The organism is Mycobacterium sp. NGS17 (genome assembly GCF_059813205.1).
This window is the reverse complement of sequence record NZ_JCALED010000007.1, coordinates 228,335-244,877: the sequence shown is the minus strand read 5'-3', so window position 1 is coordinate 244,877 and position 16,543 is coordinate 228,335. Positions and strand designations below refer to the sequence as shown.

17 protein-coding genes are annotated in these 16,543 nt (G+C 65.2%); 4 read left to right on the top strand and 13 right to left on the bottom strand.

All coding sequences use genetic code 11. The annotated features are described in order from the left end of the window. Positions 1–54 precede the first annotated feature (54 nt). The 5 genes from AC5Y7E_RS17350 to AC5Y7E_RS17330 form a co-directional block, all read right to left on the bottom strand. Positions 55–597, bottom strand: coding sequence for an FKBP-type peptidyl-prolyl cis-trans isomerase (locus AC5Y7E_RS17350; protein WP_499950084.1), 543 nt, complete (start codon positions 595–597; stop codon positions 55–57). A gap of 73 nt (positions 598–670) precedes the next feature. Continuing rightward, positions 671–1,024 (bottom strand): DUF732 domain-containing protein, encoded by a 354-nt coding sequence (locus tag AC5Y7E_RS17345; RefSeq protein WP_499916315.1) that lies wholly within the window; start codon positions 1,022–1,024, stop codon positions 671–673. Between the two features lie 139 nt (positions 1,025–1,163). Continuing rightward, positions 1,164–2,330: a serine hydrolase domain-containing protein gene (locus AC5Y7E_RS17340; RefSeq protein WP_499949981.1), complete on the bottom strand. Its 1,167-nt coding sequence runs from the start codon at positions 2,328–2,330 to the stop codon at positions 1,164–1,166. Then, entirely contained in the window at positions 2,327–3,808 is a 1,482-nt protein-coding gene (locus tag AC5Y7E_RS17335) for a biotin carboxylase (protein ID WP_499949980.1), read from the bottom strand. Before AC5Y7E_RS17335 ends, AC5Y7E_RS17340 begins: the two co-directional genes overlap by 4 nt. 178 nt (positions 3,809–3,986) lie before the next feature. Further along, positions 3,987–4,622 (bottom strand): TIGR03086 family metal-binding protein, encoded by a 636-nt coding sequence (locus AC5Y7E_RS17330; RefSeq protein WP_499949979.1) that lies wholly within the window; start codon positions 4,620–4,622, stop codon positions 3,987–3,989. Between the two features lie 51 nt (positions 4,623–4,673). Between AC5Y7E_RS17330 and AC5Y7E_RS17325 the strand changes: the two genes are divergently transcribed. After that, a complete protein-coding gene (locus AC5Y7E_RS17325) occupies positions 4,674–5,105 on the top strand; it encodes a MarR family winged helix-turn-helix transcriptional regulator (protein WP_499916308.1) in 432 nt (143 codons plus the stop codon). A 5-nt stretch (positions 5,106–5,110) separates the two neighbouring features. Here the strand turns inward: AC5Y7E_RS17325 and AC5Y7E_RS17320 are convergent, their stop codons facing one another. The 5 genes from AC5Y7E_RS17320 to AC5Y7E_RS17300 form a co-directional block, all read right to left on the bottom strand. Further along, positions 5,111–5,587 carry an SRPBCC family protein gene (locus tag AC5Y7E_RS17320; RefSeq protein WP_499949978.1) on the bottom strand — a complete coding sequence of 159 codons (477 nt, stop codon included), beginning with the start codon at positions 5,585–5,587 and terminating at the stop codon, positions 5,111–5,113. After that, on the bottom strand, positions 5,584–6,291 hold the full coding sequence (locus AC5Y7E_RS17315) for a DUF899 domain-containing protein (protein ID WP_499949976.1): 708 nt from the start codon (positions 6,289–6,291) through the stop codon (positions 5,584–5,586). Before AC5Y7E_RS17315 ends, AC5Y7E_RS17320 begins: the two co-directional genes overlap by 4 nt. Positions 6,292–6,944: 653 nt before the next feature. Beyond that, on the bottom strand, positions 6,945–10,307 hold the full coding sequence (locus AC5Y7E_RS17310) for an ATP-binding protein (protein ID WP_499949974.1): 3,363 nt from the start codon (positions 10,305–10,307) through the stop codon (positions 6,945–6,947). Further along, the gene (locus AC5Y7E_RS17305) at positions 10,300–11,034 is read right to left on the bottom strand and encodes a DUF4194 domain-containing protein (protein WP_499949972.1); all 735 of its coding nucleotides are present in this window, start codon (positions 11,032–11,034) and stop codon (positions 10,300–10,302) included. Before AC5Y7E_RS17305 ends, AC5Y7E_RS17310 begins: the two co-directional genes overlap by 8 nt. After that, complete coding sequence (locus AC5Y7E_RS17300; RefSeq protein WP_499950083.1) at positions 11,031–12,500, bottom strand: DUF3375 family protein; 1,470 nt, start codon at positions 12,498–12,500, stop codon at positions 11,031–11,033. The genes AC5Y7E_RS17305 and AC5Y7E_RS17300 overlap by 4 nt, the downstream gene beginning before the upstream one ends. A 221-nt stretch (positions 12,501–12,721) precedes the next feature. Between AC5Y7E_RS17300 and AC5Y7E_RS17295 the strand changes: the two genes are divergently transcribed. Continuing rightward, complete coding sequence (locus AC5Y7E_RS17295) at positions 12,722–12,958, top strand: hypothetical protein (protein WP_499949970.1); 237 nt, start codon at positions 12,722–12,724, stop codon at positions 12,956–12,958. Here AC5Y7E_RS17295 and AC5Y7E_RS17290 read toward each other — a convergent pair. Both AC5Y7E_RS17290 and AC5Y7E_RS17285 read right to left on the bottom strand, forming a co-directional pair. After that, positions 12,955–13,404, bottom strand: a complete 450-nt coding sequence (locus AC5Y7E_RS17290) for a hypothetical protein (RefSeq protein ID WP_499949968.1) — start codon at positions 13,402–13,404, stop codon at positions 12,955–12,957. The genes AC5Y7E_RS17295 and AC5Y7E_RS17290 overlap by 4 nt on opposite strands. Positions 13,405–13,455: 51 nt before the next feature. Then, entirely contained in the window at positions 13,456–14,166 is a 711-nt protein-coding gene (locus AC5Y7E_RS17285) for a cutinase family protein (RefSeq protein WP_499950082.1), read from the bottom strand. A gap of 143 nt (positions 14,167–14,309) precedes the next feature. On the opposite strand from AC5Y7E_RS17285, the gene AC5Y7E_RS17280 reads away from it, so the two are divergent. Further along, positions 14,310–14,891, top strand: coding sequence for a dihydrofolate reductase family protein (locus tag AC5Y7E_RS17280; protein WP_499949967.1), 582 nt, complete (start codon positions 14,310–14,312; stop codon positions 14,889–14,891). A gap of 134 nt (positions 14,892–15,025) precedes the next feature. After that, a complete protein-coding gene (locus AC5Y7E_RS17275; RefSeq protein ID WP_499949965.1) occupies positions 15,026–15,826 on the top strand; it encodes a PPOX class F420-dependent oxidoreductase in 801 nt (266 codons plus the stop codon). Positions 15,827–15,936: 110 nt separating this feature from the next. Here the strand turns inward: AC5Y7E_RS17275 and AC5Y7E_RS17270 are convergent, their stop codons facing one another. Next, complete coding sequence (locus AC5Y7E_RS17270) at positions 15,937–16,392, bottom strand: MPT63 family protein (protein WP_499949964.1); 456 nt, start codon at positions 16,390–16,392, stop codon at positions 15,937–15,939. Between the last annotated feature and the right edge of the window lie 151 nt (positions 16,393–16,543).

The following is a 16,543-nucleotide window of genomic DNA, read 5'->3' as shown; positions in this document are numbered from 1 at the left end:
CATGTTCGCGCCGTTGAGCGAATGAGCTACGGCACAACGGGTTTGACGGCGGCGTTATCCCGCGGCGTTGAGGATCTTGATGGCAAAGACAAGCGAGTCGCCGGGCTGGATCCCGGCGCTGGGCTGACCTTCGGGGTAGCCATCGGCGGGGACCATCGCGACGGCGACCGTGGACCCGACTTTTTGCCCCGCGATGGCCTTCTGGAAGCCCGGAACGACTCCGGTGAGCGGGAAGTCGACCGGTGCGCCGCGCTGATAGCTGCTGTCGAAGACGGACCCGTCCCGTCCGTTGACGCCCATGTAGCAGACGGAGACCCGCGCGGTGCTGGAGACCACCGGCCCATCTCCGGCATGCAGTGTGTGCACCTGGGTTTGGCTCACGCTGAACGGTGCGGTGACGTTCACCAGCGGAGCGGTCGTATCCGTGGACCCGGTGACCGCAACGCTGCCGGTGGTGCCGCTCAGCGTCCAGTCGGGCGTTCCGCCGTTCTGCGGTGCCGCGGTAGGGCAGGAGCCGGCCGCGGTGGCCGGTCCCGCGGCAGCGAGCGTCATGGCGGTTGCTGCGACAGAAGCCGCAAGCGCGACGGAGGAGTACATCCGGAAGGACTTCACGGCCGACACGCTACAGCCAGTTCTGGCGTTGCCCACCGATAGGTCCTGCCCTGGCTTCTCAGGTGCACAGGCTGGGGGCGTCGCACACATTGCCGGGGCAATAAACCGAGTGGGCGGCGTTGACCAGGCTTCCGACGTCGAGCAACGACACGCCCTTCGTGTCCAAGCGGGCGTGCAGGTCGTCGGCGATCTGTTGCGGCGTCCAGCCCCAAGTGAGGTCGTAGCAGACGTCGTGCGCCTCCGCGATCAAAGCCTCTTCCGTCTTCGGCGGCCACGTGAGGCCGACGGCGCGCAACTGCGCGAGGTACGCGTCGTCTTGGGGGGTCGCGGCCGCATTGCCTGGGCTGCCCACAACTGCCGCGGCAACGATGACCGGGGCGGCGATTGTCGCCAGCCTGCGAGGTGAAGGCATCTGATTCCCTTCCAATCCCTGCGGCGCGAGAGACCCGTCAAAACTGTGCCGCTGCAAAGCAAGACAGACAGCAGAATAGCCCAATGTTCAAAAGCGGCTCGCCCAATTCTCCGCATGCGCCGGCGCACTGGCCCGTGATTCACGCCAAGTCGCGTGCCACCGCATCGAATGCGAGCAACGTGTCGAACATGTGCGGCTCATGAGAGGCGATGTGGGTGGACAACTTGGCGGCGACCAGCTCCGCGCGGCGATTGACGTAGATCATCTGACCGCACATGCCCTGGCACAGCACGACGTCCTTGCCGGGATAGGGAATCCACATCTGGTTGCGGTACATCCCGCCGGGCATTTCGTTGTCGTCGGGGCTGGCGGCGAACGCCTGACGCGAGTCGGGACCGCCGTCCAGAGTGTCCGCGATCCACGTCGTCGGCACGACTTGTTGGCCGGTCATCGAGACACCGTCGCGCAGGAACAGCGAACCGAACCGGATCATGTCGGTGAGACACGCGCTGATACCACCATCGAAAAACCCTGTGCCGCAAGCATCTACACCGATCATCGCGTCTCGTTGGGCCCCGATGCGGCTCCACAGCAATTCCGACATCAGCTGGGGCATTCGCCGGCCGCCGGCGACTTCGCAGATCCAGCCCAGTACATCGGTTTCACACGAACGGTATTCGAACGGGCCGCCATGAGCGGACTTCTGGCGCAGAGTCAACAGGAACTCTTGCAGCGCGGCGGGAGCATCCGCACTGCGCTTGGGTGCCCAGCCCATCGCCTGGTCGAGCAGATGTATCTCCGCGGCCGGGTCGTCGTAGCTCTCCGAAAAGGCGACGCCCGACCTCATGTCCAGCAGATGACGCACCGTCGCGCCCGCATAGCCGCACTTCGCCAGTGCGGGAACGTAATCCGTCACCGGCGCATCGAGTGCGATCGCGCCGGCCCCGTGCAGCGCGCCGACCACCGCTCCCACCAGCGACTTGCTCACCGAGAACAGCAGGTGCCGGGTCTGCGGTCCCATGCCACCGAAATACTCCTCGGCCACCATCTCACCGCGGTGGGCGACGGCCCATCCGTCGGTGGCGGTGCCGGCCATCACCGCCCCCACCGTGGTGGCCGCGCCACCGGTGCCCGTCACGGGGATGGCGGACACGGGAGAAGTGGCTGCCGGCAACGCCGCGACCGGTCCGGTCCCGCGCGTGATCACCTCGGTGGGCACGAAGTCCTCGACGTGCTGGAAGGACCAATGCGCGTAGGGCGCCGAGAGCCAGTTGTCCAAGGCGAGACCGGCCGGGGCGCCTTTCACGCTCGTGCGACGAGCCGGGAAACGATCGGCGCGGCCGGTGTCAGGGGAGTCGAGACGAACTTCGCCTTCATACCCTTGACCCAGCGCTGGCAGCGCTCGCTGAGCCGGTAGTCGTCCGTCTGCAGGTGTGAGCGAGTGACGAGCACGCCGAGTTGGGCGCCCTGCGAACGCAAGTCGCCGGGCGCCGCGACCCGCATGTAGAAGGCCTCAGAGCCGTCGAGCAGCGTGGCCCAGTCGTTGGCGGTCCGCGAAAAGGAGACCCGACCGTCGTCGTCGATGCGCCACACGCCCGTGCGTGGCGTCGCGGTGAACAGCTCGATATCCGGCGAAGTCTCCGTGATGATCACCTGACCCCAGACCTCGTCTTCGCCGTAACCCCGCTCCCAGCGCGAGTTGATCTCATCGATATCGAGCTCGTAGTCCACGTCCATGTACTCGAGCAGATGAAAGAGGAACAACGGCATGTCCGCGTACGCCTCGGTGGTCAAGTTCGTCATCGGGCTGGCCCCGCTCAGGCGCGGGTTCACCTCGCCGAGGTAGAGCTGGTCGGAGTCGAGGTCGTGCAGAAGGTCCACCTCGAAGTACCCGCGGTAACCCTCGCGGCGCATCACGTCACCCAGCTTTGCCACCATCTCTCGGGCGGCGTGAGTCTGGGCGGGCGGCAACACCTCGCGCCAGATGTCGTTTCCACACCAGCTACCCCGGCTCGGGGTCAGTTCCGAATAACCGACGAGGCTCGTCATCGCGGGACCGACGACCGTACCGTGGCGGGTCACCGCGCCCTCGAGGCACACTTCGACGTTGCGTATGCGCTTCATGACCTTGATTTCCTGCTGCGAGGTCAGGTCACCGGCGTGCTGATCCCAGTCGCACTGACCGTGCACAAAGAAGGTCCCGCTGCCGGCGTTGCCGTAGGCCACCGAGATGACCAGGTCATCGCCTAATCCGGCGCTCTGCGCGAGCTGCAGAAGCTCGTCGTAGGAGCCGGCCCGTCCGATCGTGTGTGGCACGCTCGGTATACCCGCCTCGTTGGCCAGGCGCGTCATGACGATCTTGGAGCCCAAGCGCTGACGCACCTCGATCGGCGGATGCATCACCTCGAGGCCCGCCGACCGCGCCAGAGCCTGGATTTCCTCGTTGAGCATCACAAAGCAGCACTTGCCGCCCGGTCCTTTACCGGCGATGAACTCGACCGTTTCGGGATCGGACAGCAGGTGGCTGCACACCTCGTCCATCGACTCGAAGTCACGACGGTCGCGCCGCCGCGGCACGAACACCCGCGAGTGGGTGCCCTCGAAAGAGTCAAAGTAGGTCAGGTAGAAGAAGTTTCGTATCCAGCGGTCAACGCCGAGCAGGTTGAACGGGGTGGGCGAGATGAAGTAGAGCGGCACCTTGTTCGTGTGAAAGAACGCGCGGATGTCCGAGAGGCCGTTCAACGTCCGGCGCGTTTCGGGCGCCGTCACGTCTGCCCCCCACACGTCGATTCCTGGACACTTTCATCCATTGCACCAGTCTGTACCCCGGCACCGCCCTACGGAACCACGAAATGCCTATTGCATTGCTCGCCAGTAGATTAGGTCGGCTTCGCCGCTGGACAACGATAGCCGTGGCGCGGTGGTGAGCGAGTTCTACATCCACAGGCCTGAGGAGTTCACCCTAGTTCGCAAGCCGCGACCGCGCCTGAAGCCATTCGGGGGTGCGGCCGAGATGGTGCAGAATGCGGTCGAGATTCGTCGAGCTGGGCGCATCAACGGCATGCGCAAACGGTGCGTCGGTTGTCTCGCGGTAGTTGCCCTCGGGTACGGCAAGGGCCAGGGGCAACGCGGCGTCAACCACGTCATCGGGGAGGCTGTAGGCCACGCCCAGCGCTTCGGCGACGTCCCAGCCATGTACCACGTAGTCGACGAAGTGGAAACCGATGGCGAGGGCTCCGGGGAACGTCGCGTTCGGCGCGAATTCGGGAAGCGCAAACGACGCCTCGAGTATCCCGTCGTCGCCGAAGGCGGCCAGGACGTCGCGGGCCGCCTCCGCGTACGTGCCGCCGGGGTCGACAGTGATCGCACCCGCCACAGCGTCGGCTCGCCACACGTCGGATCGCGCTCCGAATCCCCTTGCAGCGGCGGCGAAGCCACGATGCTGGGCGGTCATGTGAGCGAGCAGTTCGGCCAGGTTCCAGCCCACGCAAGGGGTGGGTGCGTGGAGATCGGCAACCTGGACGGAGTTGACGAGGGCGATGGAGTTCAGCACGGCGATCCGATGGAAGGGCCGCACGTCGGAGAAAGTCGTATGCATACGCTTATCATATGTACACGTTTATGTTATTGCAACGCTTACCATGACGAGATGCCACCGAAGCCCCGGCGCGACGACCTTGCGGCGATGTTGCATCCGCTGCTCAGAGACCTCGTGACGGCCGAACTGCCGATCCTTGCCGCTCACGACGTGAGCATGTGGGGATACGTCGTCCTCAACGCGTTGGACAAATCGCCGATGCGGACGCAAGCCGCTCTCGCCGAAGCCATTGGCGCCGATAAGACAAGAATCATCGGCACACTCGACGAGCTTCAACACCGGGGATTCATCGAGCGTCGTCCCGACCCCGAAGACCGCCGGGTCCGACTACTCGAGATCACGCCGGCCGGACGCAAAGTCAAGAACCTGGTGCAGGTCGAGATTCAACGCGGCGAGGAACGTTGGCTGTCCCAATTGACGGCCGACGAACGCAATGTCTTCCTTCGCGCGCTCCAACGCCTCAGCGGTGCCGACGCCGAATGACGTGTTCAGCTCGCGATCGAGCGCTCCAGCTCGGTCAGCGACGCGACGAGGTGGTCCTCGCCGAAGATGGGCATCTCGCCGACGCGATCACGAAACGCCTGCGGCGTGCCGCTCCAGTCGTACGTGAGGGTGACGTCGGTCCGATCACCTTTCGGGGCGAGGTCGTAACGCCAGAACCAGCCGCCCGCAGAGTGGTTGCCCGTGTCATCGAGCACCCCAGGCATCCAGCCGATGGCGCGGTCCGGCTCGAACACATTGACCAGGTTGTGCGTGATGTAATCGCCGCCCGCTCGGGTCAGGTACATGTTCATCGCGAACATCTGTCCCGCGGCGGTGATCGGTACGGTGTCCACCGCGTCGCGGACCCAATCGGTGGGCTCGGTGTTCCTGTGGCGGGACGGGTCGGCGAGGACGGCGAAAATCTCGGCGGGGGCGGCGGCGATGGTGCGGGTGATGACGTAGCGTTCGGGGTTGGCGCTCATGGGTTGTCCTCATTGCCGGTGGGTCCGTAAGCCGCGGCAATAGCGGGGGAGTCGAGCCACCCCGAGTATGTTGGCCGCGAGGGCCAGCCTTCTGGCGAATCGAGCCACTCTTCTTGACGACCCCACGGCAAAGTGTCGATCAACCCGAACGAGTGACTGAGTTGCTCGGTGCCCCGCCCGTTCGTATGCCATGTGCGGTACACCGTCTGGCCGGCGCGCAGGAACACGTTGACACCGAAACCACCGCCCGGCGGCGCGTCCATGTCGGCGCCAAACGTGCTCTGCGATGACGAATACCAGTCCATCCGATTGCCGACTTTGTCCTTGTAGGCGAGCGCTTCCTCGATCGGTCCGTTGGTGACGATGACGAACCGGGCATCGTAATTGTCGAGGAACTCCAGTCGGGTGAATTGCGAGGTAAAGCTTGTGCAACCGCCGCACTGCCACTCCGCGCCGTCGGACCACATGTGGTGATAGACGATCAGCTGCGATCGGCCGCCGAAAACGTCGGCCAGGCGGATTGGACCGTCGGCACCGACCAGGGTGTAATCAGCCACTTCGACCATCGGTAACCGCCGCCGCTGGGCGGCGATCGCATCCAGTTCGCGGGTGGCGGCCTTCTCGCGCTTGCGTAATTCGTCGAGCGCTGCCCGCCAGGTTTGGTGATCTACCACCGGCGGCAGGGCCGTGATTTGGGGCGACATGGCACCACCTTCGCTCTCGATTTGCCCGTTTGACAGTCTGACTCCTGGACCGCCCGAAAATCATCGGCAGCTGGCCGAACCGGTGCGCTCGAGCGCGCAAGTGCTCGTCTCCCGCGCATTGAGGACCCGAACGACTGTCTGCGTCAGGTCACGGGGTTCCTGAACACATGAAAGGAAAACCGCACCACGGCTTCTGCAACGCCTCCGGCGGAGGCGGACCACCCTCCCAAATCCCGGGGGCGGCGTTTCCATGGCCCCAATAGACGCCGTACCAGGTGTGGCACTGACTCTCGTCCCAGTTGACTTCCGTCCCCGGACATCCGCGGCCGGTCTGTGGATGAAGCCCGGTCTTCTGGTCTTCCGGGCAACAGGTGTATGGCCCGCTCGCGCCGGGTGGTACCGGCCCGTCTTCTGAAACTAAGCCGTGGGTTTGCGCCACCGGGCCGGGCTGCGCCTCGGCACTACCCACGGCGAGCCACATTCCGGGCACCGCGAGGCCGCCCGACAATGCGGTCGCGGCCACTACTTTCTTCAGGGTTCTGGTCGTGCCCATGGCATTGTCCTCTCGCTCTGCTATTCAACGCCGAAAGCTTGCGAAAGTTTTGCGTTTTGGCCCGGCTACCGATCCCAAGATGCGTTCGCGGCCGATAGCCTCACACCCCGACCGGGACCAGTGCGGCAGAGGTCCGCATCTCGTGGCGCAGCGCGGTGAAATCCGTGATCGTCTTGGTGCTCACCGTCGCCACCGGGCGGGCGTTGCGGCCGGTGGCTTCGCGCTTGGACACCATCACCACACTGTCGATGTAGGGCTGGATGGTGGTGGCGTTCTGCACGGTGGCCACGATGACGAGTTGGAAGCCGAACTTTCGGAACGCCTGCAGAGCCTGCTGAGCGAACTGCGGGTCGGACTTGGAGAAGGCTTCATCCAGCATCAATTGGGCGAAAACCGGTCTGTTGTCAGCACTTTCGGGGTTCGCAAGGTTGAAGCTCAACGCGCCGGCCAGACAGAAGGCCATCAGCTTCTCCTGCTCACCACCGGAGTTGTCGCCGGCGTTGCTGTGTGTGCGAATCAGCTCATCGCCGCCGACATCCCACTCGGCGCAGTCGAACGTGAACCGGTTGCGGACATCGAGGGCGTCCCGGGTCCAGGCCTTGTCTTCGGGTGCCGTCGACGCAAGTCGATTGCGCAGGCGCAGGATGTCGGCGTACTGGTCCAAAATTGCCTGCTTGTCGCCGAGTCCGACTTCGGCGATGCGCCGTGAGATGGCCCGGACGATCTCGGTGAGTTCGGCAACCGCGGTCAGGCTGCGCGGGGTGGCACGCAGTGTCAGCCGGGTACCGCGGTTGAACTCGACCGCGCCCAGGCCGGTGTTGACCCGTTCGATCTGCTCGCTGATCCGCCGCGCCTCCTGCTCGGCGACCCGGTGCAGGGTGAGGATGGCGTCGGGCGCCTGCTCGGTGACCAGTCGCATCATGCGCTCGTAGGCCTCGGGCAGTTCCCGCTCGTCGATATGGCGGCACAACGCGACGTAATCGTGCACGCGTTCGTCGAACACGTCGCTGTCGTTGGGGATCGCGTCGGGGAACGCGGTGTCGAATGTGTTCAGGATGCGCGCGAGTTCATCGTAAGAGCGCCTGCGGCTTTCGCGCAGTTGTTCGCGTTGGCGCCGGATCGCGGTGAACACCGCGTCGCGGTGGGGTTCGGGGTTGAGCATGTCCAGCGGAACCGGCACGTCGGCGGCGTACCGGTTCAACAGGTCGGTCAGCGGTTCGGACACGAATGCCGGGGCGAGCCGTTCCTGCAGCTCGAGCAGCCGAGTGCGACGGCCGTCGAGGTCGTCGCGGCGGGTCTGGATGGCGCCGCGACGGGTCATCAGGGTTTGGATCTGTTCCCAGCACTCCTCGGCGCGGGCGGTGAGCGCCTCGACATCGGGGTTGTCGGCCAGCAGCATCTCGAACTGCTCGCGCAGCCGGTCGGCGTGCCCGTCGGCGGTGTCGGTGTCGACGTGCGTCCACTGCTCGAACTGATCGCAGATCGCCTTGAACGCCGCGGCCCGGTCCCGCCACTGCTGGCGTTCGGCGGCGATATCGTCGGCGACGCTGCGGGCCCGGCGAAACGCTTCTTCGGCGTTGGCCAAATCAACGGTCAGCGCGTCGACTTTGGCGGCGACGTCGCCCTGGTAGATGTAGTCGGCCTGCTTGAGCGGCCGGCGATCGTCCTTGACGGCCAGCCGCTCGGAGTCCTTGTACAGGCCGGTGTCGGTGACGGCGCGGCGGAAGCGAGGAAACACGTCGGGGGTGTCGACGCAGATGTGATCACCGGCGGCGGCGACGACGTCGGCGGCCTCGGCAGCGCAGTCATGGGTCGGGTCGACGACGAACAGCTTGCCGGCCAACGTGTTCGGGTCCGCCTCGGTGACCTCAGCGCCGACGAACTTGGCGCGGACGTGATGCAGCTGCAGCCGGCCACCCATGTTGGTCTCGTTGACGAACCGCAGCACCGCCGCGTACTGACTGTCCGGCACGAGCAGGCGCAGACCCACACCGCGCAGCACCTTTTCAACTGCGACGCGCCACCGGCTCTGCTCTGGCCGCAAATCCATCAGCTCGGCTATGTATGGCAGCTGACGGGGGTCGATACCCACAGCGGCGCAGATGCGTTCGCGCATGGTGAGCGCGAACTCCGGAAGCGCCGAGCCGACGCGCTCGACCCGTTTGAGTTCTCGGGCGGCGTCGTCGCGGGCGATGCGGGCGACTTTTTGGGCGTACTCGGCATCGGTCGACGCTTCCCGCCCGCGGTCCAGTTTGGCCAACAGCTCGGTGGCCCGCGTGCTGAGTTCCTCGCGCAGATTCCAGAATTCCTCGGCGGTGTCCGGGATTTCGAGGCCGTGCGTGTTGAGCATCGCTTCGTAGGCGGTGCGCCGGCGCGATACCTGCTCGGCGTGCGCCTCGGCGCCGGCTACCTGCGACTGCAGCGGGCCCAAGCTGGTGCTGGATCCGCTGATCTGCGCGTTGAGCGAATCGCCTTCGGCCTTGGCGAGATTGAGCTGGCGGGTGACGTCTTCGTATTCGTTGCCCAGCTGATCGATGGTGGCGTCGAGCGATTCGATCTGCGCCGGGCATTGTGCGAGCCGAACGTGATCGGTGTAGGCGCGCACCATCGGTTGGTCGACGAGATCGATGATGCCCAAGTCGGAGGACTCCGAGGCGTAGCGCAGCTGGAGCTTCTCGATGTCGCCCAGGATCTTGCGTTTGCGTTGCGCGACGGCCAGCAGTTCGCGAGCGTCGACCAGCGGGTCGATCTGCTTGAGCGCCTCGGGCAGCCGGGTCAGGCTGCTGGGCTCGTCGAGCATGAACTCCCGGACGAATTGTTCAAGCCCACCAACGCTTTTCAGCGATTTGGCCTTGCCGAGCAGCTGCTGCGCGGCGTCGGACGCACGGATGCCGATGGTCGCGTACAGCTGGGCGAGGTACTGCGATTCCACCTTGGTGGAGAATCGCCAGTCGTCTTTGAACACGGCCGCGTCGAAGCGGCCGGCGGCCCAGCGGTTGCAGACGCTCTCGATGTCGCGGTCACCATCGGCGAGCACGAACCGGCTCGAGGAATCCGACCGCGATTCGCCGGTGAGCCATTTGAGTACCAGGCCGGTGACGGTGCGGCCCGCGTTGCTGCGGTAGGTGACCGCGATCGCCGACCAGGCGGTGCCGTCACCGCGCAGGTACATGACCTTGCTGGTGCCGCCATCGCTGCGCTGTCCCCAAGCGCCGCGAACGTATTTGTCGACGGTCCGCCGGCCCGCGCTCGACCCGGCGGCGGTGGTGTCACCGGAGGCGTTGAAGTTACGCCGGTTGAACGGCAGGAAGCCCAGCGAAATAGCATCCAGCAGTGAGGATTTGCCGCTGCCAGAGGCGCCGGCTATCAGTGCGCCACCCTCGCTGAATCCGATGGAGTGATACCCGTCGAAGACACCCCAGTTGATGACCTGCAGGCGCGACAAGTGGAACTGTTCAGTCATCCCGGCGGTCCTCCTCGTCGGCTGCGACTTGTTCTTGGGCAGCGCCGCCGCGCAGGAGGATTTCGAATTGCTGCTGCAGCTCGGTGATTACCGAGGCTGTCATGACGGCGTTGATGACCGGGCTGACGGTGTAGCTGTCCTCGTCGTCGCGGGTCTTGCGCAGGATCTCCAACGACGCCAACCGGGCGACCGCGCCGTCGATGCGTGCGGTGAACGTGACGGCGTCGCGGTCGACATCGTTGAGGACACCGGAGAACAGCCCGTGCATCTCGTCGCGGCTGATCACGACGGCCTGATCGCCCGAGGCACGCATCATCTGAGCCAGGTGTAGCGCCAGGATCGAGTCGTAGGTGCCGAGTGGTTCACGGCGCAAAAGCTTTACGCCCCGGGCGGATTCGTAGCGGGCCTGTTCGACGAACGCGACCCCGTCAGGCTCGAAGGCGCCCTCGACGACCCGCAGCAACAGGTCCAGTTCGGACAGTCTGACCGACAGCTGGGCGCGGTATTCGAGCACCCAGGTGTAGATGTCGCGGTCGGTCTCGGCGCTGATGTAGCGGCGGGTCAGCAGCTGTTGCAGCGCCCAGCAGGCCCGATCGGGCAGCTCGGACACGTCGCCGTCGAATCGGGGCCGGCGTTGGTGCGGGGGCCGGGCGGTCTGGTCGACCTGGGGGAGTGCGGAGAACCCGCTGTAGCCCGCGATGTCTTGAAAGGCCTCTTCGACGGTCACGCGGTTGCTTCCATCAGGCTGGAGACCGGTTCGGTGAAACTCAAGTACGGAACCTCCATTTCGCGGTCTCGTCCGTCCAAAGACTGAAAGCGGACCGTGACCGACTCGGAGACCTGTCCGGACTCCGGTTGTTTGAGCGCCCAGGACCACAGCACGATGACGTGCCCGAGGTAGGCGGAATCGAGCATCGCGACTGCGTCGGGCAAGGATAGTCTCGTCCCGGAGCTGATCGCGGCGTTGATCATCTCGGACATCGCCGGGGCGTCGACTTGGGTGGTCAACGCGGCGAAACTGCTCAGGTCGACGTCGCCCTCGGCGATGTGGGCAGGTTTGGGGTTGGACAGGTCGCCGATTCGAAAGCTCAGTGCGCCAACCGAACTGAACGCGTGGCGAGCCAGCGGGAGTTCGATGTCCAGCCGGGAATCGGTCAGCGATGTCTTGAGCAGGTTGCGGGCGGCGCCGATGGCTTCGTTGAGCTGACGGGCCACGCCGCGGCTCTGTTCGAGGGTGCCGAACGCGGTGAACCGTTTGACGCGCTGCGCGCAGCGCTGTTGAATGCGTTCCACTTCGTCGATCTGGTGACCGACAAGTTCGAAGAAGCCGGCCATCACCTTGCGCAGCGCCGGGTCGAGGGCGGGGAGAGCCGCGGCGACCGCGGCGACGTCGGCCTCGAACTCCGCACGCTGATCGGGATCGTTGATCATGCGCAGGAAGGCGCGGTGCGAGTCACGGCCCTGGGAGTCCCAGGCGGCCTCGTAGTCGGCGTACATGCGGCGCTGCCGGTCGCGGTACTCGGCGTTGCTGTCGATCGGCTCGTCGAGGGCCGCGGTGGCGCGTTCGATCATCGTCCCGTACTGGCCGATGTCGGTGATCAGACGTTCCATCTGCAACGCGATGGCGTGGGCTTCGTCATAGGCGTCGGTGAGGTCGACGTCATGGTCGTCCGTCGGGCCGGCGTCGTCGAGCGCGTCGAGTTCGGTTTGTAGCGCGACGATTTCGGCCTCGAGGCCGGTGCGGATGCGGTCGCGGTCATTTCCGACCCGCAACGCGACCTGCTTGAGGCGGGAGGCGATGCCGTTGATCGAGCCGCCGGTCGCGATGGTGTCCTGCCGGCGCATGCCCCGGAGGAAGTCGAGTGCCCGGCGCGCCTCCTGAGTCAGGTAACACAGGTTGCGTTCGACGCCGGAGCGCTGGTCGGCGACCCGGTGCAGCCAGCCCTGGCTGGCCCAAGACTTGATCAGGGCCAGGCCGGACTGCTCGCCGGCCTGATCGATCTCGGCGAGGTCGCGTTCGAGGCGGACGACGAGGTCGGTCTCGGCGACCACGCCGCCGCTGAGCTGGCGCTCCATCAGGGTGGCGTAGAGGTTGAGGTTCAGCGCGGCCAGCAGGCGGACCGTCGGCGAGCCCTGAAGGCCACGATTGAGTTCGAGCAGGTCGGCAGGCGACAGCGTGGTGTCGTCGTCCAGCACATGCCCTCCGTCTCGATCGATCGCGTCTCGCGACGATCCAAGATATGGCACGGGGGAGACAATCGGCGTTCAGTGGGCGGGGTGTCGGGGGATGGTTTGGGTTACTCGGTCACAGTGGTCTCAGGCATCTCTCGAGCCTCAGTGGTCGCTGCACATTGCCTCACTGATGCGTCGCGGCGGCAGGCCGCGTGCGCCCGCCGAAGGCTAGGATTCGCTCCATGACTGCGCTGCTGGTCGCCAAGGCGTTACTGCTCGGCTTTCTCATCGTGGCCTGCGGGGCACTGACGGTGACTTACGTGCGAAGGCGTCGAGCCGGCGTGCAGCCATGGAAAAACCCTTACGCCGCACCGTATCTCGATATATATCAGGGCGGACTGCCACCGGTTCCGCCGCCGCCGTCAACCGCCCACGAGCGACCTGCTGACGGCGAGCAGCCCGATAGCGTTGCCGGCTAACCCCAGTAGGCGAAGCTACAGGTGGGCCGCGGCTCACTCTTCAGGGACACGAGCTTGTCACCATCCATGATTATCGTGCAGGTGAGGGCGGCGTCACCGCCGTCGGCGCTAACCTGTGACTCAACCTCGTTGTAGACGGGGTACTGCTTTTCCCACGGCAGTGGCACATTGGACTCGGTCTGCTCTGGACCTCCGTTGATCCGGTAACGAATGGTCACCGGCGCGCTGCCGCCGCTGACCTTCATGACCGCCGTGCCGACCGGCTGGCCGGTAGGCGCCGTGGACGTTGACGCCGGTGGTGAAGACGTCGCGATCGGTGGGGTGGTGCCCCCGCCGCTAGTGGTATGTACCGCTTGTCCGGTAGTGCTCTTGGTGCACGCCGTCGGGGCGACGCCGACCAGAACGATGCTGACGATCAACCCGGCGGCGCGACGATACGAACGCATTGCCAAAGCCTACGATGACCGGCGCCCGACTCGGGTGGGAAACGACGCGCGCTACAGACGTTGCGCAGCGAAATCCGCGCCCTGATCAACCATGCCGTTCGCCGCGTAGAGAGTGTGCGCCAGTCCCGGCGGCCCCGGAGGTGCGCCATCACAGATGTTGTCATCGGCGGCGCACAGCTTGATGGTCTTGCTGGCGTAGAGGGGGCCGATCGTGATGGGCGGCGCGCCGCCGCCGCGCAGGAACTCGTTGGAAGGTGTCCCGAAAAGGACGACCGCGGCCACATGATCAGCCACCGAGGGAGGCAGCGGTTGCGGTACATAGGACGCGAACTCCTGCGGCACTTCCTTGGGCACTGCGGCCGAAGTGACGAAGCCCGCCACGGCAGCGCCCTGCGAATACCCGCCAAGCACCACTTTGGTGTTCGGGCAGGTCGACGCCGTGGACTCGATATGTGTGCCGGCGTCCCTGATCCCGTCCACAACGGTTCTGGCGAAAGCTAGGCCGCCGTTGAAGTCGCTACTGGCCTGGTAATTGACCGGATAGACCCCGACCGATTTGCCGCCCACTCGCGACCCGAGCGCATCGACGAACGCCTGCCCGATCCCGCCTACCCCAGGCGGCTCGCCGGTACCGCGGGCAAACACCACTTCTACGTTGGGACATGGCTCGGCGGAGGCCGCGGGGGCGGGTGCGCAGATCATCCCCGCCCAGGCCGTTACGACGGCGGCAGCGAGAGACCAGATGGATCGTAGCGAGCTCATGCCTGCGAATGCCCACACATGATTCCGCCGAAACCAGGGCCTGCCTTGCAGCAGGGACCGCGACCAGCTGGACGCGATTAGTTTCGCCATGGCTTTCAGTCTGTATCGCCAAACGCCATCGATCGCACTCGAGGAGACCAGCAATGACTGCCACCTATACCTTCGACGTCTTTTCCAGCCTCGACGGCTTCGGCGGCGTGAACGGCGGCGACTGGGGCGGTTATTGGGGCAAGCAGGGCCCCGAATTACTCGACCGCCGCCTCGGGCTGTATGGCGGTAAGCAGCGAATGGTCTTCGGCGCCAACACATATCGGCTGTTCACGCAAATGCTGGCCGAGAGCTCCGAGGATTCCGACGTGCGTGACCCGTGGGTCACGCGGATGAGGCAGCTGCCGGCGACGGTGGTGTCAACCACCCTGGATGGGCCTCTGGACTGGCCTGACGCGGCCGTTGTGCGCGGCGACGCCGTCGATGTCGTCGCCCGACTCAAAAAGGAGTCCGAGGTCCCGCTGCGCTCGCACGGCAGCCTGTCGATGAACCGGGCGCTGATGGCCGCCGGCCTGGTCGACCGGGTCCAGGTGACGCTCTTTCCCGTGATCACCGGTCAGACCGGTGATGACCCGATATTCCGGGGCGCGGCCGACTTCGACCTCGAGCTGATCGAAAGCCGAACGCTCGACGGCAATATCCAAGAGCTCGTCTACCGGCCCGCCCTGCATGTCTGAGCCCGTCCACGCACACCAGCCGGCATGAATCGGCTGCGGCGCGGGGAGGCCAATGGCGTCGAGCCTGACGTCACATATCGACAACACACTCCGTCTAGCGACTAAGAGAACAAGACCTCTGTCGGAAGGGCGGCATGATGAATCGCTGGAATACGCTAGCGCGGCTGTACCTGGTCGCGATGACATCGGGTGTGGGAGGGGCCACCGCCGGGATCGGAATCTGGTGCCTGATTGACCCGTCTTCATTCGCCGCTGCCGTCGGATTTGGCGCACACCGGCACTTCCTGCATGACGTCGGAGCGTTCCAGCTCGGCCTCGGCGTCATCCTGCTGCTCGCACTGGTTTGGGGTGATGCGCTGGCCACCGCGCTCGCCGGCTTCATCGTGGCCAACACCGTGCACACGGTGAACCACATTGTGGACCTCGACGAGGGGGGCTCGGCCGCGCAAGCGTGGGTTCTCGGAGCGGTGTCGGTTGCGCTGTCACTGGCGTTCATGCTGCGCTTGCGCCAACTCGGCTATGTTGTGGGCGCCGTTGGCACGGCGACCAATTCGGCGTTGGCGCCGTTCGTGCGGCAAAAAACCATCAGCCTCACCACCTTTCGTAAGGATGGCAGGCCAGGTTCTAGCCCGGTGAGCATCGTTGTGGACGGAGACCGCGCATACTTTCGGAGTTTCGAGCAGGCGGTCAAAGTGCGTCGAATGCGGCGTAATCCCATGGTCGAATTCGGCCCCGCCACGGCATCGGGCAAACCAACGGGATATACCCAATCCGGCCGCGTGCGCCTGTTAGAGGGCCCTGAAAATCTGAAAGCCGCACGCCTGCTGCGGCAGAAATATCCGTTTCTGCACGGCGTATTGGTGCCGTCGGCGCACCGGCTCATGCGCTCGAAATTCGGTCACACGGTCCACGCCGAGCTGAATCCGTTATCGTGACGAGCCGCAGCACATCCGAATCAGATCGGTGATCTGGCCGCCCGTTGCGATCGGTTAGACCCCGTGGGTAGCGCACGAACGGCGCGCCAGCGACGAAAAGGCGAGAGCTGCTAGCCTTTCCAGACGACCTTGTCCGTGCCGCCGGCGTCCCGGTAGACGACGCTGTCGGGGTTCGTCCCGTTGCGAACGTCGAAGTAAATGCGCCCTGTCACAGGGCTTCCCAAGGGGAGTGGCCCCTCGGGAAGGCCGTCGGTCTGGTTGCCCTTCATCACCGCGAACGTGGAGCTGTTAACGGCCCTGGCGTTGAAGTCGGCAATGTTCGGGGTTGCGTTCCCGCTCACGCCTTTTGCCGTGACGTCGGAGTACCACACGCCGTCGTTGTGGCCGCTGGGCTGCAAATCGCTCACCGTGTAGTCGATGGTGCCGCCCATACTGGAAATCTCGGCCATCTGGCCGAACTGCAGCACTTGCGGATCGGCGAATGCCGGTGTCGCCGCGAAGAGTCCGGCCGCCGCCAGTGCACCGGTTGCTGCCGTCGTTTTCGATGCGATGTGTGAGAACGCCATTTCGGGCTCCCTTCGTCATGTGCCGACCGTTCAGGCGCGGCAGTTAGCTCGAAGGTGTATCCACGGCTGGGAGTTTCAAACCTGATGTTTGCTGAATAAGACTGGCCGATTCTGAGCGGGCGCTCAATCGGGCACCGGTGATCCTCAAGGG